Origin of the sequence: Microbacterium sp. 1262 (assembly GCF_040544895.1) — a bacterium.
Taxonomy (GTDB): Bacteria; Actinomycetota; Actinomycetes; order Actinomycetales; family Microbacteriaceae; genus Microbacterium; species Microbacterium plantarum.
The window spans coordinates 1504617-1528098 of sequence record NZ_JBEPKU010000001.1 but is presented as its reverse complement, the minus strand read 5'-3'; the positions used below and the strand labels follow the sequence as shown (position 1 = coordinate 1528098).

At 67.8% G+C, this 23482-nt stretch carries 23 protein-coding genes; 17 read left to right on the top strand and 6 right to left on the bottom strand.

Going from position 1 to position 23482, the window contains the following annotated elements:
• Positions 1 to 74 precede the first annotated feature (74 nt).
• From ftsZ to ABIC53_RS07275, 7 genes are all read left to right on the top strand, one after another.
• Entirely contained in the window at positions 75 to 1226 is a 1152-nt protein-coding gene (gene ftsZ / locus ABIC53_RS07305) for a cell division protein FtsZ (RefSeq protein ID WP_112615065.1), read from the top strand.
• Between the two features lie 12 nt (positions 1227 to 1238).
• On the top strand, positions 1239 to 1925 hold the full coding sequence (locus ABIC53_RS07300) for a YggS family pyridoxal phosphate-dependent enzyme (protein ID WP_274177637.1): 687 nt from the start codon (positions 1239 to 1241) through the stop codon (positions 1923 to 1925).
• Positions 1926 to 1956: 31 nt separating this feature from the next.
• Positions 1957 to 2418: a cell division protein SepF gene (locus tag ABIC53_RS07295; RefSeq protein WP_112613960.1), complete on the top strand. Its 462-nt coding sequence runs from the start codon at positions 1957 to 1959 to the stop codon at positions 2416 to 2418.
• A gap of 6 nt (positions 2419 to 2424) precedes the next feature.
• Positions 2425 to 2727: a YggT family protein gene (locus tag ABIC53_RS07290; protein ID WP_354450883.1), complete on the top strand. Its 303-nt coding sequence runs from the start codon at positions 2425 to 2427 to the stop codon at positions 2725 to 2727.
• Between the two features lie 121 nt (positions 2728 to 2848).
• Entirely contained in the window at positions 2849 to 3427 is a 579-nt protein-coding gene (locus ABIC53_RS07285) for a DivIVA domain-containing protein (RefSeq protein ID WP_112613964.1), read from the top strand.
• Between the two features lie 3 nt (positions 3428 to 3430).
• Positions 3431 to 4009 (top strand): signal peptidase II, encoded by a 579-nt coding sequence (gene lspA, locus ABIC53_RS07280; RefSeq protein WP_439117169.1) that lies wholly within the window; start codon positions 3431 to 3433, stop codon positions 4007 to 4009.
• Position 4010: 1 nt separating this feature from the next.
• Positions 4011 to 4931 carry an RluA family pseudouridine synthase gene (locus tag ABIC53_RS07275; RefSeq protein ID WP_112613968.1) on the top strand — a complete coding sequence of 307 codons (921 nt, stop codon included), beginning with the start codon at positions 4011 to 4013 and terminating at the stop codon, positions 4929 to 4931.
• 33 nt (positions 4932 to 4964) lie between these two features.
• Here ABIC53_RS07275 and ABIC53_RS07270 read toward each other — a convergent pair whose 3' ends face one another.
• Together ABIC53_RS07270 and ABIC53_RS07265 are read right to left on the bottom strand one after the other, a co-directional pair.
• Positions 4965 to 5561 (bottom strand): cyclodeaminase/cyclohydrolase family protein, encoded by a 597-nt coding sequence (locus tag ABIC53_RS07270; RefSeq protein WP_274177638.1) that lies wholly within the window; start codon positions 5559 to 5561, stop codon positions 4965 to 4967.
• Positions 5558 to 6031, bottom strand: coding sequence for an NUDIX hydrolase (locus ABIC53_RS07265; protein ID WP_112613972.1), 474 nt, complete (start codon positions 6029 to 6031; stop codon positions 5558 to 5560). Before ABIC53_RS07265 ends, ABIC53_RS07270 begins: the two co-directional genes overlap by 4 nt.
• Before the next feature lie 47 nt (positions 6032 to 6078).
• On the opposite strand from ABIC53_RS07265, the gene dnaE reads away from it, so the two are divergent.
• From dnaE to ABIC53_RS07240, 5 genes are read left to right on the top strand one after another with little or no spacing between them, the layout of a single operon-like run.
• Positions 6079 to 9597, top strand: coding sequence for a DNA polymerase III subunit alpha (gene dnaE / locus ABIC53_RS07260; RefSeq protein WP_269266593.1), 3519 nt, complete (start codon positions 6079 to 6081; stop codon positions 9595 to 9597).
• 49 nt (positions 9598 to 9646) lie between these two features.
• Positions 9647 to 10924, top strand: a complete 1278-nt coding sequence (locus ABIC53_RS07255) for a hypothetical protein (protein ID WP_282502382.1) — start codon at positions 9647 to 9649, stop codon at positions 10922 to 10924.
• Between the two features lie 31 nt (positions 10925 to 10955).
• Positions 10956 to 12254: a histidinol dehydrogenase gene (gene hisD, locus ABIC53_RS07250; RefSeq protein ID WP_274177640.1), complete on the top strand. Its 1299-nt coding sequence runs from the start codon at positions 10956 to 10958 to the stop codon at positions 12252 to 12254.
• Between the two features lie 12 nt (positions 12255 to 12266).
• Positions 12267 to 12749 (top strand): transcriptional regulator NrdR, encoded by a 483-nt coding sequence (nrdR, locus tag ABIC53_RS07245; protein ID WP_269266590.1) that lies wholly within the window; start codon positions 12267 to 12269, stop codon positions 12747 to 12749.
• An 11-nt stretch (positions 12750 to 12760) separates the two neighbouring features.
• The gene (locus ABIC53_RS07240; RefSeq protein ID WP_282502384.1) at positions 12761 to 13804 is read left to right on the top strand and encodes a quinone-dependent dihydroorotate dehydrogenase; all 1044 of its coding nucleotides are present in this window, start codon (positions 12761 to 12763) and stop codon (positions 13802 to 13804) included.
• Here the strand turns inward: ABIC53_RS07240 and ABIC53_RS07235 are convergent.
• The gene (locus tag ABIC53_RS07235) at positions 13779 to 14348 is read right to left on the bottom strand and encodes a DUF3043 domain-containing protein (protein ID WP_112613982.1); all 570 of its coding nucleotides are present in this window, start codon (positions 14346 to 14348) and stop codon (positions 13779 to 13781) included. The two genes, ABIC53_RS07240 and ABIC53_RS07235, sit on opposite strands and share 26 nt — an antisense overlap.
• A gap of 47 nt (positions 14349 to 14395) precedes the next feature.
• Here ABIC53_RS07235 and ABIC53_RS07230 point away from each other — a divergent pair, with 47 nt between their 5' ends.
• The 5 genes from ABIC53_RS07230 to ABIC53_RS07210 all read left to right on the top strand — a co-directional run bounded on the left by ABIC53_RS07230 (position 14396) and on the right by ABIC53_RS07210 (position 19473).
• Positions 14396 to 15790 carry a dipeptidase gene (locus tag ABIC53_RS07230; RefSeq protein WP_323987506.1) on the top strand — a complete coding sequence of 465 codons (1395 nt, stop codon included), beginning with the start codon at positions 14396 to 14398 and terminating at the stop codon, positions 15788 to 15790.
• 98 nt (positions 15791 to 15888) lie between these two features.
• Positions 15889 to 16248: an iron-sulfur cluster insertion protein ErpA gene (gene erpA / locus ABIC53_RS07225; protein ID WP_023951519.1), complete on the top strand. Its 360-nt coding sequence runs from the start codon at positions 15889 to 15891 to the stop codon at positions 16246 to 16248.
• A 109-nt stretch (positions 16249 to 16357) separates the two neighbouring features.
• Positions 16358 to 17266 (top strand): aa3-type cytochrome oxidase subunit II, encoded by a 909-nt coding sequence (gene ctaC, locus ABIC53_RS07220; RefSeq protein ID WP_114587897.1) that lies wholly within the window; start codon positions 16358 to 16360, stop codon positions 17264 to 17266.
• A complete protein-coding gene (gene ctaD, locus ABIC53_RS07215; protein ID WP_112613988.1) occupies positions 17266 to 19032 on the top strand; it encodes an aa3-type cytochrome oxidase subunit I in 1767 nt (588 codons plus the stop codon). Before ctaC ends, ctaD begins: the two co-directional genes overlap by 1 nt.
• Before the next feature lie 3 nt (positions 19033 to 19035).
• Entirely contained in the window at positions 19036 to 19473 is a 438-nt protein-coding gene (locus tag ABIC53_RS07210; RefSeq protein WP_112613990.1) for a cytochrome c oxidase subunit 4, read from the top strand.
• A gap of 584 nt (positions 19474 to 20057) precedes the next feature.
• On the opposite strand, the gene ABIC53_RS07205 is transcribed toward ABIC53_RS07210, so the two are convergent.
• The 3 genes from ABIC53_RS07205 to qcrA all read right to left on the bottom strand — a co-directional run bounded on the left by ABIC53_RS07205 (position 20058) and on the right by qcrA (position 23466).
• Positions 20058 to 20465, bottom strand: coding sequence for a rhodanese-like domain-containing protein (locus tag ABIC53_RS07205; RefSeq protein ID WP_269266586.1), 408 nt, complete (start codon positions 20463 to 20465; stop codon positions 20058 to 20060).
• Between the two features lie 80 nt (positions 20466 to 20545).
• Complete coding sequence (qcrB, locus tag ABIC53_RS07200; RefSeq protein WP_354450876.1) at positions 20546 to 22393, bottom strand: cytochrome bc1 complex cytochrome b subunit; 1848 nt, start codon at positions 22391 to 22393, stop codon at positions 20546 to 20548.
• On the bottom strand, positions 22390 to 23466 hold the full coding sequence (gene qcrA / locus ABIC53_RS07195; protein ID WP_112613994.1) for a cytochrome bc1 complex Rieske iron-sulfur subunit: 1077 nt from the start codon (positions 23464 to 23466) through the stop codon (positions 22390 to 22392). The genes qcrB and qcrA overlap by 4 nt, the downstream gene beginning before the upstream one ends.
• Positions 23467 to 23482: the final 16 nt, after the last annotated feature.

Here is a 23482-nt window from a genome sequence, read left to right as displayed (position 1 = left end):
ACCCGGCAATTCTTTAAACCTCTACGTGAGGTTGAAGGTTTACGAGCAGGGTTCGGGACGAGATGGAGGCCGGCATGAGCCAGAACCAGAACTACCTCGCGGTGATCAAGGTCGTCGGTGTGGGCGGTGGCGGCGTCAATGCCGTCAACCGGATGATCGAGCTGGGGCTGCGGGGTGTCGAGTTCATCGCGGTGAACACCGACGCGCAGGCGCTCCTCATGAGCGACGCGGACGTCAAGCTCGACGTCGGCCGCGAACTGACGCGAGGCCTCGGTGCCGGCGCCGACCCCGAGGTGGGTCGCCGCGCCGCAGAGGATCACGCCGAGGAGATCGAGGAGGCGCTCGCAGGTGCCGACATGGTCTTCGTCACCGCCGGTGAGGGCGGCGGAACCGGTACCGGCGGTGCTCCTGTCGTGGCGCGGATCGCCAAGTCGATCGGGGCGCTCACGATCGGTGTCGTCACCAAGCCCTTCTCGTTCGAGGGTCGTCGTCGCCAGAGCCAGGCCGAGGCCGGTGTGTCGAAGCTGAAGGAAGAGGTCGACACCCTCATCGTCGTCCCGAACGACCGCCTGCTCGAGATCAGCGATCGTGGCATCTCGATGGTCGAGGCTTTCGCGACCGCCGACCAGGTGCTCCTCGCCGGTGTCCAGGGCATCACCGACCTCATCACGACGCCCGGCCTCATCAACCTCGACTTCGCCGACGTGAAGTCGGTCATGCAGGGCGCCGGTTCGGCTCTCATGGGCATCGGCTCCGCTCGTGGCGCCGACCGCGCCATCAAGGCGGCCGAGCTGGCTGTCGAGTCGCCGCTGCTCGAAGCCTCGATCGAAGGCGCCCACGGCGTCCTGCTGTCGATCCAGGGTGGATCGAACCTCGGCATCTTCGAGATCAACGACGCGGCGCAGCTCGTCAAGGAGGCGGCGCACCCCGAGGCCAACATCATCTTCGGTACGGTCATCGACGACACCCTCGGCGACGAGGTTCGCGTGACCGTCATCGCCGCGGGCTTCGACGGCGGCGAGCCCCAGGCTCGCATCGAGCCGATCGCCGCCGCCCGGCCGTCGGCGCCTCCGGTGGTCCCCGAGATCCCGGCTGAGCAGGCCGCGGCATCCGAGCCGGTCGAGCGTCGTGAGGCCAAGGAGACGGTGCCGGTCTCGGCGAAGAGCGAGTCGTACGACTCGGTCTTCGGTGACGATGACCTCGACATCCCCGACTTCCTGAAGTAGACCGAACGATCCATGCCGGACCTTGCCGCACGGCTCGCCGACGTCGACGCCCGCATCGCAGCTGCGATGCGGGCGTCGGGTCGCGCCGCGGATGAGGTGACGCGAATCGTGGTGACCAAGTTCCACCCTCCGGGGCTCATCACTGAGCTGCACGCCCTCGGCGTGCGCGACGTGGGGGAGAACCGACAGCAGGAGCTCACCGCCAAGCACGATGAGCTCGCCGACCTCGAGGGCATGCACTGGCATTTCATCGGGCAGGCGCAGACGAACAAGGCCCGTGCCGTGCGAGCCGCAGCGGATGTCGTCCACTCGGTGGATCGCGCGCGTATTGCCGACGCGCTCCATGTGGCGGCTCCCGAGGGGGCGCCGCTCGATGTGCTGGTGCAGGTCAATCTGACCGACGACCCGGGCCGCGGTGGCGTCGCGCCGAGCGGTGTCGAGGCCCTCGCCGCCCACGTGGCGGAGCACTGCACGAGTCTCCGGATGCGCGGTGTGATGGCTGTGGCTCCCCTCGGCGAGGAGCCGGCCGCGGCCTTCGCCCGTCTCGCGCAGGCGTCCGTCGCCCTGCGCTCCGTCGCGTCCGACGCGACCTGGATCTCCGCCGGGATGACCGGCGATTTCGTCGAAGCGATCTCCGCCGGTGCGACACACCTGCGGATCGGATCGGCAATCACGGGACCGCGCCCGGACCGCGGATAGCCTCGGAACAGACGAGCAAACGGAGGATGCGATGTCGAACCCGCTGAAGAAGACCATGGTTTACCTGGGCCTCGCAGATGAGGAAGAAATGTACGAAGAGCCGCAGGCCGAGCAGCAGCAGGCCCGCCGTGACAAGCCCGTCGAGAAGCCGGCCGCGCCGGTGACTCCGCTGCACCGTCCGGCGGTCGTGCGTCAGCCCACCACGGGAACCGTCAGCGAGATTCTGACCGTTCACCCCAAGCAGTATCGCGATGCGCAGGTCATCGCCGAGAACTTCCGCGAGGGTGTGCCGGTCATCATCAACCTCTCGCAGATGAGCGACGCCGACGCGCGGCGCCTCATCGATTTCGCGAGCGGACTCTCCCTCGGTCTGTACGGCCGCATCGAGCGCGTGACGAGCAAGGTGTTCCTGCTCTCACCTGAGAACATCGCCGTCTCCGGCGACGGCGCTGTGGCTCAGGCTGAGCCTGAGGCGGCGCCGTTCGCGCAGTGACCTGACGTGGATGTCGTTCGGCCGATCGCCGCGCTCGTCTACTTCGCTCTGCTGCTGTACATCCTCGTTCTGTTCGTCCGACTGATCCTGGAGTACATTCCCCTGTTCAACCGGGAGTGGCGCCCGCGGGGCTTCACCCTCGTGCTCGCCGAGGTCGTCTATACGATCACGGACCCCCCGATCAAGACACTGCGCCGGGTCATCCCTCCGATCCGACTCGGCGTCATCGCAATCGATCTGGCATTCCCGCTCACCATGCTGGCGTGCTTCATCCTGCTGTCGATCACCCGCGTGATCGCCTTCTCCTGAGGCGGTCGCGGCGGGATCGTCGCGACCGCGAAGGCGTCGGACTATGCTGGGTGGGTACGGCCCGCTGCGGCGGGTGCCGGCTGACCGGCCCGCGTCGTGAGCCCTGAAAGAGGACAACACCATGGCTTTGACCCCTGAAGACGTCGTCACCAAGCAGTTCCAGCACGTGCGTTTCAAGGAAGGATTCGACCCCGATGAGGTCGACGACTTCCTCGACGAGATCGTCGTGGAATGGCGCAAGACGATCGCCGAGAACGACGAGCTCAAGGCGAAGCTCGCTGCCTACGAGTCGGGTGAGACGCCCGCTGCAGCTCCCGCCGACGACGCCGTCGTCGAGGACGTGCCCGCGCCGGTTCCCGCCGTCGAGCAGCCCGCCCCGGCCGCCGACATGGCTCCCGCCGCCGCATCCGCCGGCATCATCGAGCTGGCCCAGCGCCTGCACGATGAGCACGTGGCCGAGGGCAAGGCGCAGCGCGACAAGCTCATCGCCGACGCGCAGGCTCAGGCTGCGTCGATCATCTCCGAGGCGGAGGCCCGCGGCCGCGACGAGGTGGCGCGTCTCGAGGCCGAGCGCGTGTCGCTCGAAGGTCGTATCTCCGAGCTGCAGCAGTTCGAGAAGGACTACCGCGGCCAGCTCCGCGGCTTCATCGAAAGCAAGCTCCGCGACCTCGACACGACCGGCGTCTCGGCCGGCGCGTAATCCTTGGCGTCGCGCAAGCGTCTGAACGGTCCGGCGGCCGGTGCCCTCGTCGCGATTCTCGCGGCAGTGGTACTGGCCGCCGACCAGTTCACGAAGTATCTCGCGCTCGAGAACCTGCCGTACCAGCGTGAGGTTCCGGTCCTCGGCGAGTTCTTCCAGCTGTATCTGACGAAGAACCCCGGCGCAGCGTTCTCGCTCGGCACGGGGGTCACCTGGCTCTTCACGCTCGCACTTGCGGCTGTGGCGGTCGTCGTGGTCGTGCTCACGGTCCGCAGCGTGCGCACGAGGTCGTGGGCCATCGTCCTCGGATTGCTCCTCGGGGGCGTCCTCGGGAACCTCACCGATCGCCTGCTCCGGGAACCCGGCTTCCTCGTCGGGCACGTCGTCGACTTCATCCACACCCCGTGGATGTGGCTGTGGTTCCCGTCGGCGATCTACAACGTCGCCGACATGTTCATCGTCACGATGATGATCTCCGTCGCCGTGCTGGTCGTGATCGGCGTCCGTTTCGACGGCTCACGCGAGCGCCGCAACGTGGACGAGGCCGCCGGGGCCGCTGCCACTGCGGATACGGAACGCTGACATGCCGCAACGCGCGCTCCCGGTTCCCGACGGGCTCGACGGCGTCCGTGTCGACGCCGCGCTGGCCAAGCTGCTCGGGTTCTCACGGACTTTCGCCGCGGAGGTGGCGGCTGCGGGTGGTGTGACGCTCGACGGTCGCACGCTCGGGAAGTCCGACAAGCTCGCCGCCGGAGCGTGGCTCGACGTGTTCTGGGAGGAGCGAGCAGAGGCTCAGATCGTCCCAGTCGCGGTTCCCGACCTCGGCATCGTGCACGACGATGACGACATCGTGGTCGTCGACAAGCCGGCGGGTGTCGCCGCCCATCCCTCGCTCGGCTGGGACGGCCCGACCGTGCTCGGCGCTCTGGCCGCTGCCGGCTATCGCATCGCGACGACCGGGGCGGCCGAGCGCCAGGGCGTGGTGCACCGCCTGGATGTCGGGACGAGCGGTCTCATGGTCGTCGCGAAGAGCGAACCCGCCTACGTCGCCCTCAAGCGCGCATTCAAGGAGCGTGAGGTCGAGAAGATCTATCACGCGGTGGTGCAGGGTCACCCCGACCCGCTCTCGGGGACGATCGACGCCCCGATCGGCCGCCACCCGTCGCACTCCTGGAAGTTCGCCGTCACGCCGACCGGGAAGGACTCGGTCACCCACTACGAGACGCTGGAGGCGTTCGTCGGCGCCTCCCTGCTCGAGATCCACCTGGAGACCGGTCGTACCCATCAGATCCGCGTGCACATGGCCGCCCACCGGCATCCGTGCGTCGGCGACCCGCTCTACGGTGCCGACCCGACACTGTCCGCCCGGCTCGGGTTGACGCGTCAATGGCTGCACGCTCATCGCCTCGCATTCGAACACCCCGTGACGGGGGAGTGGTCGGCGTTCACGTCGCCCTACGCCCCCGACCTCGCGCGCGCCCTCGAGATCCTCAGCGGCGACTGACGGGTCGGCCCGCGTTCGCCCCTCGCGTCGCGATCACGGCTCGCCGAGCCGATCGGCGAGAGCACGCGCCTCGCGACGCCCTGCGATGAGTCGATCAGACAGGCCGTCGTGCGCAGACTCGAGGGCACTGGCATCGCCGTGGGCGCGGAGCAGAGCGAGCCCGCCGCGGAGGTTCGCCGCCGCGCCGCCCAGGCCCGCGGCGACTGTGTCAGCGGCGACGGCGACGTCCGACATGAGGTGGCGGTTGCCGACGTCGGCGAGCAAGCGCACCTCGTCCCACACGCCGAGCGCGATCTCGCCGAGGGCAGCCGACGTCTCGATGGCGCGGGTCGCCGCATCGACGATGCGACGGTCGCGCTCGCCCGGGTCGTCGTCCGGCCTCAGCGCCGCACCGAGCGCGCCCGACGCCCGGCCGTCGTCGTCAGCCGCGGAGATGGCCGCGTCGCGGTGCCGTGCGAGACGGTCGTCGATCCCGTCCGCGGCCGGCTCCGCGGAGCTGTAGCGGCTCACCATCTGAGCGAGTGCCGCCGCGACGGCCGTCACGACTCCGCTGGCCGCTCCGCCGCCGGGGTCGCCGTTGTCCCGCGCGAGGGCGTCGAGCAGGTCGCCCAGGGCGACGCGCGAGCTCACCGGCCGCCCCGGAACGTCGCCGGGTCATCCTCGGCGACGGCGAGGGCGATCTTGCGGACGTGCTCGGGCGCGACGTCGATCATCTGTCCGAGGTCGTAGAACCCGACGTCGGTCAGCTCGCCGTCCGCAGGGTGCGGGTCGCCCGAGACCCAGGAGCACCGGAACACCAGGTCGAGGTAGTCGACCTGATCGCCGTTGGCGTAGACGATGCGGGGGATCTGGTGCACGAGGGCGAGGCGCTCCGCACGGACGACGACGCCCGCCTCTTCGAGACACTCGCGGACCGCGGCGTCTGCAGGCTCCTCACCCGGGTCGACGATGCCGGAGACCGGCTGCCAGCTCCCGTTGTCGGCGCGCTTGCCCAGGAGCACCTTCTCATCGCGGAACACCACGGCGGTGACCCCCACGAGGGGCAGCGGAGCGGTGCCGATCTTCTTGCGCAGATCGAGGACGAAGTCGGGAGTGGCCATGGGCCCAGCCTAGGACCGGTGTCCGAGCCCGAACGTAGACTCGTCTGGTGGCATCCGACTCCTTTGTTCATCTGCACGTGCACAGCGAGTACTCGATGCTCGACGGTGCAGCCAAGATCGCGGCCATGACTCAGGCGGCGGCCGACTACGGCATGCCCGCGATCGCGGTGACCGACCACGGCAACACGTTCGCCGCCTTCGAGTTCTACCGTGCCGCGAAGGCGGCCGGCGTCAAGCCGATCATCGGTCTCGAGGCCTACGTGACGCCGGGAACGCACCGCAGCGACAAGTCGCGCGTGGCGTGGGGATCGCCCGAGCAGAAGAGCGACGACGTCTCCGGTTCCGGCGCCTACACCCACATGACGATGTGGAGCCAGAGCACCGAGGGCATGCACAACCTCTTCCGGCTGAGCTCCCTGTCGAGCATGGAGGGCTACTACTTCAAACCGCGCATGGACCGCGAGCTGCTGCAGACCTACGGCAAGGGGCTCATCGCGACGACGGGCTGCCCCTCGGGGGAGGTGCAGACGCGGCTCCGCCTCGGTCAGTACGACGCCGCTCGCGCCGCGGCCGCCGAATTCCAGGACATCTTCGGCAAGGAGAACTACTTCGCCGAGATCATGGATCACGGCCTGTCGATCGAGCGCCGGGTGATGACCGACCTGCTGCGGCTGGCGAAAGACCTCGACATCCCGCTCGTCGCGACCAACGACTCGCACTACACGCATCAGCACGAGGCCGATGCGCACGCGGCGCTCCTCTGCGTGCAGTCAGGCTCGACGCTCGACGATCCGAACCGCTTCAAGTTCGACGGCGACGGCTACTACATCAAGACGGCCCAGGAGATGCGGCAGCTGTTCCGCGACCACCCCGAGGCGTGCGACAACACCCTGCTGATCGCCGAGCGCTGCGAGGTCGAGTTCAACACCTCGGCCAACTACATGCCGCGGTTCCCCGTACCCGACGGCGAGACCGAAGACAGCTGGCTCGTGAAAGAGGTCGAGGCGGGGCTCCACTACCGATACCCCGGCGGCATCCCCGACAAGGTGCGCAAGCAGGCCGAGTACGAGACGGGCATCATCCTCCAGATGGGCTTCCCGGGCTACTTCCTCGTCGTCGCCGACTTCATCAACTGGGCGAAGGACAACGGCATCCGGGTCGGTCCCGGGCGTGGCTCGGGCGCCGGATCGATGGTGGCCTACGCGATGCGCATCACCGACCTCGATCCTCTCGAGCACGGTCTCATCTTCGAGCGGTTCCTCAACCCCGATCGTGTCAGCATGCCCGACTTCGACGTCGACTTCGACGACCGTCGCCGCGGCGAGGTCATCGAGTACGTGACCGAGAAGTACGGCTCCGAGCGCGTCGCGCAGATCGTCACCTACGGCACGATCAAGTCGAAGCAGGCACTGAAGGATGCCGGCCGCGTGCTGGGGTTCCCCTTCAGCATGGGCGAGAAGCTCACCAAGGCGATGCCGCCGGCGGTGATGGGCAAGGACATGCCGCTGGACGGCATGTACAACAAGGAGCACCCGCGGTTCAAGGAAGCCAGCGAGTTCCGCGCCTTGATCGACACCGATCCCGAGGCGAAGACCGTGTTCGATCGCGCCCTCGGGCTCGAGGGCCTGAAGCGGCAGTGGGGCGTGCACGCGGCCGGCGTCATCATGTCGTCGGAGCCGCTGCTCGACATCATCCCCATCATGCGTCGCGAGCAGGACGGTCAGATCGTCACGCAGTTCGACTACCCCTCGTGCGAGACGCTCGGTCTCATCAAGATGGACTTCCTGGGGCTGCGCAACCTCACGATCATCTCGGATGCGCTCGATAACATCCGCATGAACCGGGGTGAGGAGCTCGACCTCGAGCATCTCGCGCTCGACGACCGCCCGGCCTACGACCTGCTCACCCGCGGCGACACGCTCGGGGTGTTCCAGCTCGACGGCGGACCGATGCGATCGCTGCTCCGCCTGATGAAGCCCGACAACTTCGAGGACATCTCGGCTGTCATCGCGCTGTACCGGCCGGGCCCCATGGGCGCGAACTCGCACACGAACTACGCACTGCGCAAGAACGGCCTGCAGCCGATCACGCCGATCCACCCCGAGCTCGAAGAGCCGCTGCGCGACATCCTCGACACGACCTACGGCCTGATCATCTATCAGGAGCAGGTCATGGCGATCGCGCAGAAGGTCGCCGGCTTCTCGCTCGGCCAGGCCGACATCCTCCGCCGCGCGATGGGCAAGAAGAAGAAGTCCGAACTCGACAAGCAGTACGAGGGCTTCTCGGGCGGTATGAAGGAACGCGGCTTCGGCGAGGGCGCTATCAAAGCGCTCTGGGACATCCTGCTCCCGTTCTCCGACTACGCGTTCAACAAGGCGCACTCCGCTGCGTACGGCCTGGTCTCGTACTGGACGGCCTACCTCAAGGCGCACTACCCCGCCGAGTACATGGCCGCACTCCTCACGAGCGTCGGCGATTCGAAGGACAAGATGGCGGTGTACCTCAACGAGTGCCGCCGCATGGGCATCAGGGTGCTGCCGCCGGACGTCGGCGAGTCGATCCGATACTTCGCCGCCGTCGGCGAGGACATCCGATTCGGTCTGGGCGCGGTGCGGAACGTCGGTGCCAACGTCGTCGACGGCATCATCGCGTCGCGGGCCGATGACAACTACGTCAGCTTCCACGACTTCCTCACCAAGGTCCCGCTCCACGTCGCGAACAAGCGGACCGTCGAGTCCCTCATCAAGGCTGGCGCGTTCGACTCACTGGGCTCGACCCGCCGCGCCCTGATGGAGATCCACGAGGACGCGGTCGAAGCCGCGGTCGACGCGAAGCGCAAGGCCGCGACCGGTGCGATCGGATTCGATTTCGACAGCCTGTACGACGAGGCCGAGGAAGTCATGCCGGCCAAGGTGCCCGAGCGGCCCGAATGGACGAAGAAGGACAAGCTGGCCTTCGAGCGCGAGATGCTCGGACTCTACGTGTCCGACCATCCGCTCGCCGGGCTGGAGATCCCGCTGGCCAAGCACGCCTCCACCTCGATCCACGACCTGCTGGCGTCGGATGACGTCCAGGACGGCGATCAGGTCACCGTCGCCGGGCTCGTCACGAGCGTGCAGCACCGCGTCGCCAAGCAGAGCGGCAACCCCTACGGCATGATCACCGTCGAGGACTTCGATGGTGAAGTGACCGTGATGTTCATGGGGAAGACGTATACGGAGTTCCAGAGCATGCTCGTGGCCGACTCGATCCTCGTCGTCCGAGGGCGGGTGTCGCGACGCGACGACGGGCTGAACCTGCACGGCCAATCCGCGTTCTCTCCCGACCTCGGTTCATTCGATGCCGCCGGGCCGCTCGTGCTGCTGCTTCCGGAGCAGCGTGCGACGGAGTCGACGATCGGCGAGCTGGCGGCCGTCCTGCGTCGTCACAGCGGTGAGACCGAGGTGTCGCTGAAGCTCCACAGGGCGGGTACGGCGAAGGTGTTCGAGGTGCCGCATCCGGTACGCGTCACGCCCGATCTCTACGGTGAGCTCAAGGGACTTCTGGGACCTCAGTGTCTGGGTTGAGCCGGGTAGGATTCCACCGCAGCGCAACCGCCGCGACGAAGGGAACATCGTGACCGACGAGAAGAACATCCACTCCGACGACGGCCGTCCCGAGGACGCAGCGCCCGGCGTTGCCGAGCCGGCACACGAGACCACAGCCACCGACGACTTCGACGGTGCGCAGACCGACGCGGCCTCGGACGCGTTCGCGCCCGCAGCGGATGCAGCGGTCGTGATCGACGAGTCCGCGGTCGAGCCCGTCGTGATCGAGGAGCCCGCCGAGCACGCCCCGGTCGACGACGCGGCGGAGATGCCGGCGTCATCCGAAGGCACCTCTGCCGCGTCCGCCGTGGCCGGGCAGACCTCGGTCCTTCCCGGCTCGGACGAGCGCGGCGCGCAGTCCGCCGTGGGCTCGTCGGGGGAGGCGCCGCCGCAGTACGGCGTGGGTCCGCTCTCGATCCGCGAGGTCGCTCTCGCCGGCGTCTGGGCTGTCGCGTTCATCTGCTCGTTCTTCCCCGTGTACGGCCGCTTCGGTGCCGGGGTGTCGGTGTGGGGCGCGGGGATCGACTGGATCCTGACGATCGGCGTGCCCACGGTCGCGGTCTTCCTGGTGCTGCTGCGCCGCTTCTCGCCGCAGGGCATCCGCCGTGTCGGCTCCCTCGGCATCGATCAGTTCGCGTCGGTCGCCTTCTCGGTCTCCGCCACCGTGTGGCTCGGGATCATCTGGAGCTCGTTCGCGGGCCTCGCACAGTCCGGCGTGTTCCTCGCGAGCTGGGTCGTGTGGGTCGAGGTGATCCTGGCTCTGGCGGGGGTCGTGCTCACCGTCGTCGCGCCCCACCTTCCCGTTCTCGGCGACGATTTCGCGCACCGGCCCGAATCGCCGGCGCACCGGGTGGCGCGGGCGACGCGTCCGGTCGTCGCCCGGCCGGCATCCGCCCGCCCGGCCCCGCACACCGGCCCGTCGCACACCGCATCGGCGCACAGCGCTCCGCACGCAGCAGGCGCCGGCACCCCCGCCTACACCGGCTACGCGGCTCCGGCCGGCTACGCCGTCCCCGCGGAGGCTCCGGCATCCTCCGGCGCGCCCGAGTCGGCACCGGCCGACGCTGCGGAGCCGTTCGACACCGGCGCGACGACGGTCATCGAGCCCGTTGCCGCGCCCCAGGCGTTCTGGGCGCTCGTCCCGGATGAGCGCGATGTCCTCGACGAGATGGGTGCGCCGCTCTTCCGGATCGGGCCGACGGCATGGGCCCTCGTCATCGAGGATCGCGGCGAGGTCTTCGTGGTCCGCCACGAGGACGGCCGCGTCGGATATCTCCACGAGACCAGCGATGTCACGCGCGGCTGAGTCCGCCGCGGGCGCGCGCTAGCCTGGAACGATGCGCACTATCGATCTTCGCGGCCGTCGTCTGACGCCCGCCGAGTTGCTCGCCGCCGTTCCCCGGGCCGAAGCCGCCCGCGGGCTTGCTCTGGCTACGGCAGCTGAGATCGTGCATGATGTCGCCGCTCGCGGAGAGGTTTCGCTCCGTGAGCAGGCGGCTCGCTTCGACGGGGTCGAAGATCACGCGGTACGAGTTCCCGCTGAACACCTCGATGAGGCACTGGAGGGTATCTCCCCGGCCGTGAGAACTGCGATCGAGGAATCAATCCGCCGCGTGCGGTTGGCGTCGGCCGCTCAGGTCCCGCCCGACCGGGTCACCGAGCTCGGCCCGGGTGCCCGCGTCGAGCAGCGCTGGCGACCCGTCCGGCGCGTCGGGGTCTACGTCCCCGGCGGTAAAGCGGTGTATCCCTCCAGTGTCGTGATGAACGTCGTGCCGGCGCAGGTCGCCGGTGTCGAGACGGTGGCGCTGGCTTCGCCTCCGCAGCGCGACCACGGCGGGCGTATTCACCCGGTGATCCTCGCGGCGGCACGTCTCCTCGGTATCTCGGAGGTCTACGCGATGGGCGGAGCCGGCGCGATCGGCGCGTTCGCGTACGGCGTCGACTCTCTCGAGCTCGATCCCGTCGATGTCATCTCCGGGCCGGGCAACAACTTCGTCGCCCTCGCGAAGCGCGTCGTCGCGGGCGTCGTCGGCACCGACTCCGAGGCCGGCGCCACCGAGATCCTGATCGTCGCCGACGCTGACGCCGACGCCGATCTCGTGGCTGCTGACCTTGTCAGCCAGGCCGAGCACGACGAGCAGGCAGCCGCCGTCCTCGTCACGGACTCCGCCGATCTCGCCGCCGCGGTGGCGGAGCGGGTCTCAGTCCGTGCGGCCGGTACACGTCACGCGGACCGCGTCGCGATCGCCCTGGACGGCCCCCAGTCCGCGATCGTCCTCGTCGACGACATCCCGGCTGCGGCCGCGTTCTCGAACGCCTACGCGCCCGAGCACCTCGAACTGCACCTGCGCGATCCGCGTCCTGACGAGTACGTGAACGCGGGGGCCGTCTTCGTCGGTTCGCACACCCCGGTGAGCCTCGGCGACTATCTCGCCGGCAGCAACCACGTGCTCCCGACCGGGGGACAGGCGCGCTACGCCGCCGGTCTCGGTGCCGCGACCTTCCTGCGATCGCAGCAGGTGATCACCTATGACCGTGAGGCGCTGCGCGCGGTGCACGACGGCATCCTGGCTCTATCCGACTCGGAACAGCTTCCCGCGCACGGCGAAGCGGTCTCGGCGCGGTTCGACGCGTAATCTGGGCTCGTCATGCATTGCCCTTTCTGCCGCAATCCCGATTCCCGCGTCATCGACTCCCGCACGAGCGATGACGGCCTCAGCATCCGTCGCAGGCGCCAGTGCCCGAAGTGCGGCGGCCGTTTCTCGACGATCGAGACGGCGAGCCTCAACGTCATCAAGCGCTCGGGAGTCATCGAGCCGTTCAGCCGCGAGAAGGTGATGTCGGGCGTCCGCAAGGCGTGTCAGGGCAGACCGGTCACCGAGGCCGACCTCGCCGTACTGGCGCAGGCGGTCGAAGAGGCCGTGCGCCAGACCGGTTCGTCGCAGATCGATACGAACGAGATCGGCCTCGCGATCCTCGGACCGCTGCGCAATCTCGACGAGATCGCCTATCTGCGATTCGCGAGTGTGTATCAGGCGTTCGACACGCTCGAAGATTTCGAAGCAGCGATCGAACAGCTGCGTGCCGATCACATCGCGGCACGGACATCGGAGGGGTCGGGCGCGCTCTAGGCTGGACGGCGATGTATCCGTTCATCTTCCGCACCGTCTTCTCGCGCATGGAGCCGGAGACGGCGCACCACCTGGTGGTCCCGGTCATCCGTCTGCTCGGCGTCCCGCCCTTCTCGACCATCGCCCGTGCGCTGACCCGTCCGGACGCGTCGCTTCGGACCGAGGCGCTGGGACTCGTCTTCGACTCGCCGTTCGGTGTGGCGGCAGGGTTCGACAAGAACGCGGTCATGGTGCGCGGGCTCGGCGCCCTCGGCTTCGGGCACGTCGAGATCGGTACCGTGACGGCTGTGCCGCAGGAAGGCAATCCCCGGCCTCGGCTGTTCCGGTTGATTCCGGATCGTGCGCTCATCAACCGCATGGGCTTCAACAACCGCGGCGCGGCGGCCGCGGCATCCCGCCTCCGGCGTCTGCGTCGCGGCCGGAACCATGCCATCGTCGGAGCGAACATCGGCAAGAGCCGCGTCGTCGACGTCGAGCAGGCCACCGCCGACTACGTCACGAGCACGCGTCTGGTCGCCCCCGAGGCCGACTATCTGGTCGTCAACGTGTCGTCGCCCAACACACCCGGGCTCCGCGGGCTGCAGGCGGTCGAGACGCTCCGCCCGCTGCTCGAGGCCGTGCGGGATGCGGCCGGCATGACGCCCCTGCTGGTGAAGATCGCGCCCGACCTCGCGGATGACGAGGTGACGGCCATCGCGCGCATGGCCGTCGACGCCGGCCTGGCCGGCCTCATCGCCACGAACACCACGATCTCTCGCGACGGCCTGCTGACGGACGAGGCGACTATCGAGCAGATCGGCGCCGGCGGACTCTCGGGCGCGCCGCTTCGCCGTCGCGCGCTCGAGGTGCTGCGCGTGGTGCGGTCGGCCGTCCCCGATGATTTCTGCGTCATCGCAGCCGGGGGAGTGGAGACCGCGGTGGACGTGCAGGAGCGGCTGGCCGCGGGCGCCGATCTGGTTCAGGGGTACACCGCGTTCATCTACCGCGGCCCCCTGTGGGCACGGCAGATCAACCGTGGTCTGGTCGAGCTCAGACGGGGCGCTGGCCGCGCTTGACCTGAGGCTTCGGCAGACGCATGAAGCGCATCTGGATCGAGCGCATCGCGCCGTACCAGCCGAGGCCCTTCTCCATGCGTTCTGCGCCGAACTTCGCTCGAACGGCCTTCTTCACGCGGATGCTGGTGATGACCATGTCGCCGATCACGAGCAGGATGAACGACCACAGGGCGATGAACGCGTAGAAGGTCACCGCGTTCGAGCCGAGGAACGTCACGATGATGACGAGCACCATCGCGCCCATGACGAGTTCGCCGAGGTGCCATCCGGCGTCGATGTAGTCGCGGACGAAACGACGCTGCGGTCCCTTGTCGCGCATCGGCAGATAGCGCTCGTCGCCGTTGGCCATACCGATACGCGCTTTGTCGCGGCGCTCGGCGAGCTCTGCGCGAGCGCGCGCCTTCGCTTCTTTGGTGTCCGGCACCAGAGGGCGCTTGCGGGCCGCCTCCTGGGCGGCGCGGCTGGGGGTGGGACGGTTCTTGCCGGAGCCCGTCGACGCCTGAGCGGCGTCGTCCGGAGCAGGGGCAGCGGGAGTTTTGGCCACGGGGATCCTCGGGTTCTGCGACGAACGTGCCTCTTAAGATTACCCGCATGACCTCCGAATCTCCTCGGTCCGTCGCTGTGCGCGACGCCGCCCTCTCCGCCGTCCCCGCCGCCCTCGCCGATCTCGGCGCGCTCGTGCGGATCCCCTCGGTCGCGTTCCCCGGATTCGACCGGGCTGAAGTGGAGCGCAGCGCCGCGGCCGTCGCCGATCTGGCGCGCGGGCTCGGCATCTTCGATCGCGTCGAGGTGGCGACGGCGACCATTCCGGAGACGGGCGAGGAGGGGATGCCGGCGGTGTTGGCGACTCGCGCTGCGCGCAATGGCCGACCGACGATCCTCCTGTACGCGCACCATGATGTGCAGCCGGTCGGCGAGGAGGCCCTGTGGGACTCCGCTCCCTTCGAGCCCACCGTCCGTGATGGTCGCCTGTACGGTCGCGGCGCAGCCGACGACAAGGCCGGGGTCATGGCACACATCGGCGCCCTGCGTGCTCTCGTCGAGGCGGCCGGCGAAGATTTCGACCTCGGCGTCAACCTCTTCATCGAGGGTGAGGAGGAAGCCGGGTCGGCGTCCTTCGCGGCTTTCCTGTCCGACAACGCCGACGCCCTGCGTGCTGACGTGATCGTCGTGGCCGACTCCGGCAACTGGGATGCGACCACGCCTGCGCTCACCGTTTCGCTCCGGGGCAACGCGCGCTTCACGATGACGGTGCGCACGCTCGAGCACGCGTCGCACTCGGGGATGTTCGGGGGAGCGGTCCCGGACGCGATGCTGGCGACGGTGAAGCTGCTCGCCACGCTCTGGGACGACGACGGCGGCGTCGCCGTGGAGGGACTGTCCGAGCGCGACGCGGAGACGCCGGAGTACTCGGAGGAGACGCTCCGTTCCGAGGCCGGTCTCCCGCCGGGTGTCTCGCCGATCGGATCGGGAACGATCCTCTCGCGCATCTGGAACAAGCCCTCCATCACGGTGACGGGCATCGACGCTCCCAGCGTGCGCAACGCATCGAACACGCTGAGTCCCGAGGTTTCCGTGGTGATCTCCGCCCGCGTGGCTCCGGGACAGTCCGCCGAAGAGGCGTACCAAGCGATCGAGACGCACCTGCGCGCCCATGCACCGTTCGGGGCCCAACTGAGCTTCCGCGACATCGAGACCGGGAATCCGTTCCTCGTCGACACCAGCGGAGACGCCGTCGCGCACGCTCGCGCGGCCCTCGCTGAGGGCTACGGGGTCGATCCCGTGGACATCGGTGTGGGCGGGTCCATCCCGTTCATCGCGGACCTCGTGCGGGAGTTCCCGGCGGCCCAGATCCTCGTCACCGGTGTCGAAGACCCGCACGCCCGCGCCCACAGCCCGAACGAGTCGCTCCACCTCGACACCTTCCGGCACGCCCTCGTGTCCGAGGCGCTGCTGCTCGAGCGGTTGGACGCCAGTTCGCGCTGACAGTCACGACGTCGTCTCGGACCGACCCGCGGCCGGTGCTCACGCGTAGAATCGTGGCACCGGCCGCGTGTCTCGCGGCCCGAGACCTCGGGAGAATCATGACCGACATCGCCACGTCCGACACCGTCCGTGCCCACGGCGTCTCGCTGACCGATGAGGCGGCGCTCAAGGTGAAGAGCCTCCTCTCGCAGGAGAACCGCGACGACCTGCGTCTTCGGGTCGCCGTCCAGCCCGGCGGCTGCAGCGGACTGATCTACCAGCTCTACTTCGACGAGCGGTTCCTCGACGGCGACAAGGCCGTCGACTTCGACGGCGTCGAGGTCATCGTCGACGACATGTCCGTGCCCTACCTCGACGGCGCGACGATCGACTTCAAGGACACGATCTCGGAGCAGGGCTTCACGATCGACAACCCCAACGCGGCGGGCTCGTGCGCGTGCGGCGACAGCTTCCACTGAGCCTCGCCCGCGACATCCCCCGTCTCCGACATCCTGAATGGATGGCCTGAATAGGGTGAAAGCTTGCCCTAGACTGAAGGTCGAACCATTCGTCCCGGAAAGGTGCACTGTGCGCTTCAAACGCCGCCTCCGCTGGGCCGTGATCCCACTCGGGATCGTCACGGCAGTCTCCCTCGCAGCTTGTACACCGACGGAGCTGAACGGCTACCTCCCGGGCTTCACCGACGACGGTACGCAGGCGACGAACCGCACCGAGATGGTGTCGGGCCTCTGGGTGAACTCCTGGATCGTGCTCCTGGCCGTCGGCGTGCTGACGTGGGGCCTCATGGCCTTCGCCGCGATCGCGTACCGCCGCCGTCGCGGTCAGACGGGTCTGCCGGTCCAGCTGCGCTACAACATGCCGATCGAGATCTTCTACACGATCGTGCCGCTTATCCTCGTGATCGGGTTCTTCGCCTTCACGGCGCGCGACCAATCGATCCTCGAGACGCAGTACGACGATCCCGAGGTCTCGATCACGGCGATCGGCAAGCAGTGGGCGTGGGACTTCCAGTACAACGGCGACGAGTCCGACAACTCCGACGCGGTTTGGACGATGGGCGTCCAGGCGCAGCCCGACGCCAACGGCGACATCGACCAGGCAGAGCTGCCGACGCTCGTTCTGCCGGTCAACAAGGAGGTCAAGATCAACCTCCAGTCGCGCGACGTCATCCACTCGTTCTGGGTCATCGACTTCCTCTACAAGAAGGACATGTACCCGCACCGCGACACCAACTCGTGGTCCTTCGTCCCCACCCGCGAGGGAACGTACGCCGGCAAGTGCGCCGAGCTGTGCGGCGAGTACCACTCGATGATGCTGTTCAACGTCAAGGTCGTGTCCGAGCAGGAGTACGAGGAGTACCTCGAGTCCCTGCGCGAGAGCGGCCAGACCGGCGACATCAACACGGCATATGACCGCCTCCAGAACGCTCCGGGAACGGGCGCGGTCACCGACGACTCCGGTGAGGGAAGCCACTGATGGCTACGACACTTCCGCTTCAGGGCGAACAGCCCGCAGGCCGCCCCACGACCCTGCCGCCGCGCCAGGCGGCCCTGCTCAGCGCATCGCGCGTCGAGCAGAAGGGCAACATCATCGTCAAGTGGATCACCTCCACCGACCACAAGACGATCGGGTACATGTACCTCATCGCCTCGGTGATGTTCTTCCTTCTCGGCGGCGTGATGGCACTCATCATCCGTGCTGAGCTCTTCGAGCCCGGCATGCAGATCGTGCCGACCAAGGAGCAGTACAACCAGCTCTTCACGATGCACGGCACGATCATGCTGCTGATGTTCGCGACGCCGCTGTTCGCGGGCTTCGCGAACGCGATCCTGCCGCTGCAGCTCGGCGCGCCCGACGTCGCCTTCCCGCGTCTGAACGCTTTCGCCTTCTGGCTGTTCCTCTTCGGCTCGATCATCGCGATCTCGGGCTTCCTGACCCCGCAGGGCGCCGCGTCGTTCGGCTGGTTCGCGTACCAGCCGCTCGCGAACGCGACGTTCTCGCCGGGAGCCGGAGGAAATCTCTGGATGCTCGGTCTGGGCATGAGCGGTTTCGGCACGATCCTCGGCGCGGTGAACTTCATCACCACGATCATCACGATGCGCGCGCCCGGCCTCACCATGTGGCGCATGTCGATCTTCTCGTGGAACACCCTCGTCACGAGCATCCTGATCCTGATGGCGTTCCCGGTTCTGGCGGCTGCGATCTTCGCGGCGGCATCCGACCGTGTCCTCGGCTCGCACATCTACGACACCGCCAATGGCGGAGTCCTGCTGTGGCAGCACCTGTTCTGGTTCTTCGGCCACCCCGAGGTCTACATCATCGCGCTGCCGTTCTTCGGCATCGTCTCCGAGATCCTCCCGGTCTTCAGCCGCAAGCCGATCTTCGGATACAAGACGCTGATCTACGCCACCATCGCGATCGCTGCCCTGTCGGTGGCGGTGTGGGCGCACCACATGTACGTCACGGGTGCTGTGCTCCTGCCGTTCTTCGCGCTGATGACGATGCTCATCGCGGTTCCGACCGGTGTGAAGATCTTCAACTGGATCGGAACGATGTGGCGGGGCTCCGTCACGTTCGAGACGCCCATGGTCTTCACCCTCGGCTTCCTCGTCTCGTTCGTTTTCGGCGGTCTCACCGGTGTCATCCTCGCGTCGCCGCCGCTCGACTTCCACCTCTCCGACTCGTACTTCGTCGTGGCTCACTTCCACTACGTCGTGTTCGGCACCGTCGTGTTCGCGATGTTCGCGGGCTTCTACTTCTGGTGGCCGAAGTGGACCGGGCGCATGCTCAACGAGCGTCTCGGCATGGTGCACTTCTGGATGCTGTTCATCGGCTTCCACATGACGTTCCTCATCCAGCACTGGCTGGGTGTCGACGGAATGGTGCGTCGCTACGCGGATTACTCGGCGGCTGACGGCTGGACGTGGCAGAACCAGGTCTCGACCATCGGCGCGATCATCCTCGGCGCTTCGATGATCCCGTTCTTCCTGAACGTCTGGATCACCTCGCGCACCGCCCCCAAGGTCACGGTCAACGACCCGTGGGGCTACGGAGCGTCGCTCGAGTGGGCGACGAGCTGCCCGCCGCCGCGACACAACTTCACGTCGATCCCGCGTATCCGCAGCGAGCGGCCGGCGTTCGACCTGAACCACCCCGAGGCCGCCATCCCGGTCGGCGTGGGCCCCGCGAAGGACGCCCCCGATGCACCGGTTGTGGATGTCGCCGATGGAGAGGTGAAGTAAGCCGTGAAGACCAACATCAACCTGTGGTGGGTGCTCACCTGGTTCTTCTTCGCGGTGTTCATCACCTACACCGTGTGGAACCTCGTTGCTCATACCGACCAGGGTGTCTGGTGGCACCGCATCGAGTGGGTCGGTTCGACCGCCCTCCTGTTCACCGGCTTCATGGGCGCGATGATCGCGTTCTACGTCTCGCGCGTGCACAAGGCGCAGGGCGGCGAGCTCCCGGAGGACTCGCTCACCGCTGACATCGACGACGGCGACCCCGAGGTCGGCGAGTTCAGCCCGTGGTCCTGGTGGCCGCTCGTGCTGGCTTTCGCTGCCTCGGTGTTCATCATCGGACTCGCGGTCGGCCAGTTCCTCCTGCCGATCGGGTTCGCGATCTTCATCGTGGCGATCGTCGGATGGGTCTACGAGTACTACCGCGGTTACTTCGCGCGCTGATCCCACGCGCTGCACGACGGCCATCGCACTCCGGTGCGGTGGCCGTCGCCGTTTCCGACCTTCTGCGCCGTCGGTAGGACCGTCGCCTCAAGCGCCTCGCCCGCCTCACGCGCCTCGCCCGCCTCACGCGCCTCGCCCGCGACGTGTGAAGGCCCGCGCTGATCGCTGTCCCGGGACGCAAGGTCGTCGCCGCAATACGCCGCGTCGTAGCGCTGGGGCTCAGCGCGTCGCCGCTGCTCTGTTGCATCCAGGCCCGGCCGATGGACAGCGGGCAGGGCTGCCCGGGGGATGACGTTCTTGGTGCGACATGACTCGGTGGCCGGCTAGCGAGCCCCCGCCGGCCGGAACGTCACCGTGCCGGCTGCCCGGAGGCGGGGGCACGCCGCGATGCAATGGAACAGCACCGACACCCCGTGTCGGGCACGGACGGAACGGGGTGTTGCGCCTGAACCATTGCATCGCGGCACACGCGCCGGCAGGGATGCCGCTGCAGGCGACCCGGCGGCACGGGGTCGCCTGCAGCGAGCCGGGTCGCCAGGTCAGCCTCCGCGACGTCAGGCGGCCGACGTGAGGCCGTGGAACGCTCAGGAGCGTACGAGGGCCACCAGGGGGTCGGAGAGCCGGGGGAGGGGACCGTGCGCGTTCGCCACCGGGTAGCCCTCGCGAGCCCAGTACTCGAAGCCACCGATCATTTCACGCACCCGGTATCCGAGCTTGGCGAACTCGATCGCGGCGCGGGTGCCGCCGTTGCAGCCGGGGCTCCAGCAGTAGACGACGACGTCGAGTGAACGGTCGATCTCGTCCGCGGCGCGCACTGCGATCTCGCGGTGGGGGAGATGCACGGCTCCGACAGCGTGCCCCTGCGCCCATGCCTCGGCGCTGCGGACATCGACGAGCGTGAAGGGCTCGTCCGCGCGCTGCGCTTCGTAGACGTCGGAGGCATCCGTCTCATGCTCGAGCTTGGCGGTGAAGTAGGCGAGTGCATCAGTCATGGTGGACACGCTACGCAGACAGACGAACGGCGGGGTGTGACCGATCGGTCACACCCCGCCGTAATCCGGACAGGTCCGGGTCAGCTCTTCTTCGGCGCCTCGCCGTCGGCATCCTCATCGGGGACGATGATGTTCGACGGACGGTTCGCGGTCTCGACGCCCTTGCCATCATCGATGGGCTGATGCGGAGCGTTCGGGACACCGGCGCGCTCGTGGGCGCCCTGGATCTCGGCGTCCTCTTCTTCGCTGATGTGCTCGAGGTCGTGGTGGGCGTGTGCCCGCGTAGCCTCGATCTCTGCCTGAGTCAGGGGCGCGAGACGGTCTTCGAAGAACCAGCGCGAGAGTCCGGCACGAAGGTTCTCATGCCACGGGATCTGACCCTTGTCGTTCGGGCGGACCACCAGGGGAGCGTTCGTGGTGTAGTCGACCAGCTTGACGAGCTCGTACTCGTCGACGGGCTGGTGCACCTCGATGTACTCGCCGCCGGGCAGACGCACGATGCGACCCGACTCGTAGCCGTGCAGAGCGATCTCGCGGTCCTTCTTCTGCAGCGCGATGCAGATGCGCTTCGTGACGAAGTACGCGATCACCGGTCCGAGGATCAGCAGCGCCTGCAGCGTGTGGATCACGCCTTCCATCGTCAGGTGGAAGTGCGTCGCGATGATGTCCGACGATGCAGCTGCCCAGAGGACGGCGTAGAAGGTCACACCGGCTGCACCGATCGCGGTGCGGGTCGCCGCGTTGCGCGGGCGCTCGGCGATGTGGTGCTCACGCTTGTCACCGGTGACCCACGCCTCGATGAAGGGGTAGAGCATGACGATGACGATGAAGAGACCGAGTCCGACGAGCGGGACCAGGATGTTGAATGACCAGGTTCGGTCGAACAGCACGAACTCCCAGTGCGGCGGGACGAGGCGCAGCGCGCCGTCGGCGAAGCCGATGTACCAGTCGGGCTGCGTACCGGCCGACACTGGGGAGGGGTCGTACGGGCCGTAGTTCCAGATCGGGTTGATCGTGAACAGGGCCGCGATGAGCACCAGCACGCCGAAGGTGATGAAGAAGAAGCCGCCCATCTTCGACATGTAGACCGGCATCATCGGGTAGCCCACGACGTTGTTGTTCGTCCGCGCGGGGCCGGCGAACTGCGTGTGCTTGTTCACGATCATCAGCATCAGGTGCAGCGCGAGCAGCGCGACCAGGATGGCCGGCAGCAGCAGGATGTGCAGCGCGTACAGGCGCCCCACGATCTCGGTGCCCGGGAACTCGCCGCCGAACAGGAGGAACGACGTCCAGGTTCCGATCAGCGGGATGCCCTTGATCATGCCGTCGATGATGCGCAGACCGTTGCCCGACAGAACGTCATCGGGCAGGGAGTATCCGGTGAAGCCTTCTGCCATCGCGAGGATGAAGAGGATGAACCCGATGACCCAGTTGAGCTCACGCGGCTTGCGGAACGCACCGGTGAAGAAGACACGCAGCATGTGCACGCCGATACCGGCGACGAACACGAGCGCCGCCCAGTGGTGCAGCTGACGCACGAGGAGGCCGCCGCGGATGTCGAACGAGATCTCGAGGGTCGAGGCCATGGCCGCCGACATCTCGAGGCCTCGCATCGGTGCATAAGCGCCGTAATAGTGCGTCTCCGCCATCGACGCCTCGAAGAAGAACGTCAGGAACGTTCCCGAGAGCAGGACGACGACGAACGACCACAGCGCGATCTCGCCGAGCATGAACGACCAGTGGTCGGGGAAGATCTTCCGGCCCAGCTCCTTGACGAGGCCCGAGATGCTCGTGCGCTCGTCGAGGTAGTTCGCGACGCCGCCGACGAACTTGCCGCCGAGCGGCTTGTCCGAGGGACGGGTCGGGCCGTCAGCGTGGACCGCGGGTGCGGTCGTGACGTTCTCCGTGGGGTGGGTGGAGGTGCTCAATGACGCTCCCAGAAGCTCGGGCCGACGGGTTCGGTGAAGTCGCTGCGTGCGATCAGGTAGCCCTCGTCGTCGACGGTGATCGGGAGCTGCGGCAGCGGACGTGCTGCGGGGCCGAAGATGACGGCCGCCGCGTTGGTCACGTCGAACTGCGACTGGTGGCACGGGCACAGCAGGTGGTGGGTCTGCTGCTCGTAGAGGGCGACCGGGCATCCGACGTGCGTGCACACCTTGGAGTACGCGACGATGCCGTCGTACGACCAGTCCTTGCGGTCATCCGCCTCGTTCAGCTGCTCGGGGAGCAGACGCATGAGGAGGACGATGGCCTTGGCCTTCTCCTCGAGGTAGCCGTCGTGGTGCGCGAGCGTCGCGAGGGACTCGGGGATGACGTGCACGGCGGAGCCGAGCGTCAGGTCGGCGGCGCGGATCGGCTTGCCGGTCGGGTCGTGCGCCAGGCGCATGCCCTCTTCCCACATCGTGTGCTTGAGCAGGTGAACCGGGTCGCCCGCGTGCGGGTGCTCGGGCGAGCTGTGCGGCGCGAGACCGCGGAACAGCGTGATCCCCGGGAGGACGGACGCCGCGAGCGCGACGAAGAGCGAGTTGCGCACCATCGTGCGGCGGCCGAAGCCCGACTCGTTGTTCGCGTCCGCGAAGACCTGAACCGCCGCGGCGCGGGTCTTCTCGCTGCCACGCGTCGAGTGGCGCTCCTCGATGAACTCGGTGTCGTTCATCACGGCCTTCGACCAGTGGATCGCGCCGATGCCGATGGCGAGGAGGGCGGTCGCGATGCCCAGACCGATGAACAGGTTATTGCGACGGATGTCGCTGATCATCCCGCTCTCGATCGGGAAGATCAGGTACGCCGCGATGGCCCAGATGCTTGCCGCTGCGGACAGGTAGAACAGGGTGTACACCGTGCGGACCGCGCGCGTCATGGCGGCGGGGTCCTTGTCGGTCATGCGCTTGCGGTGGGGTGCGAGCCCGGGGTTGTGCACCGGGTCGGACACCGCTACGGCGAGCCCCGATGAGGGCACCGGGGAAGCAGGAACCTGCTCGGGCGCCTTCTCGTCAGCCATTTTGCTCCTTGTGCGT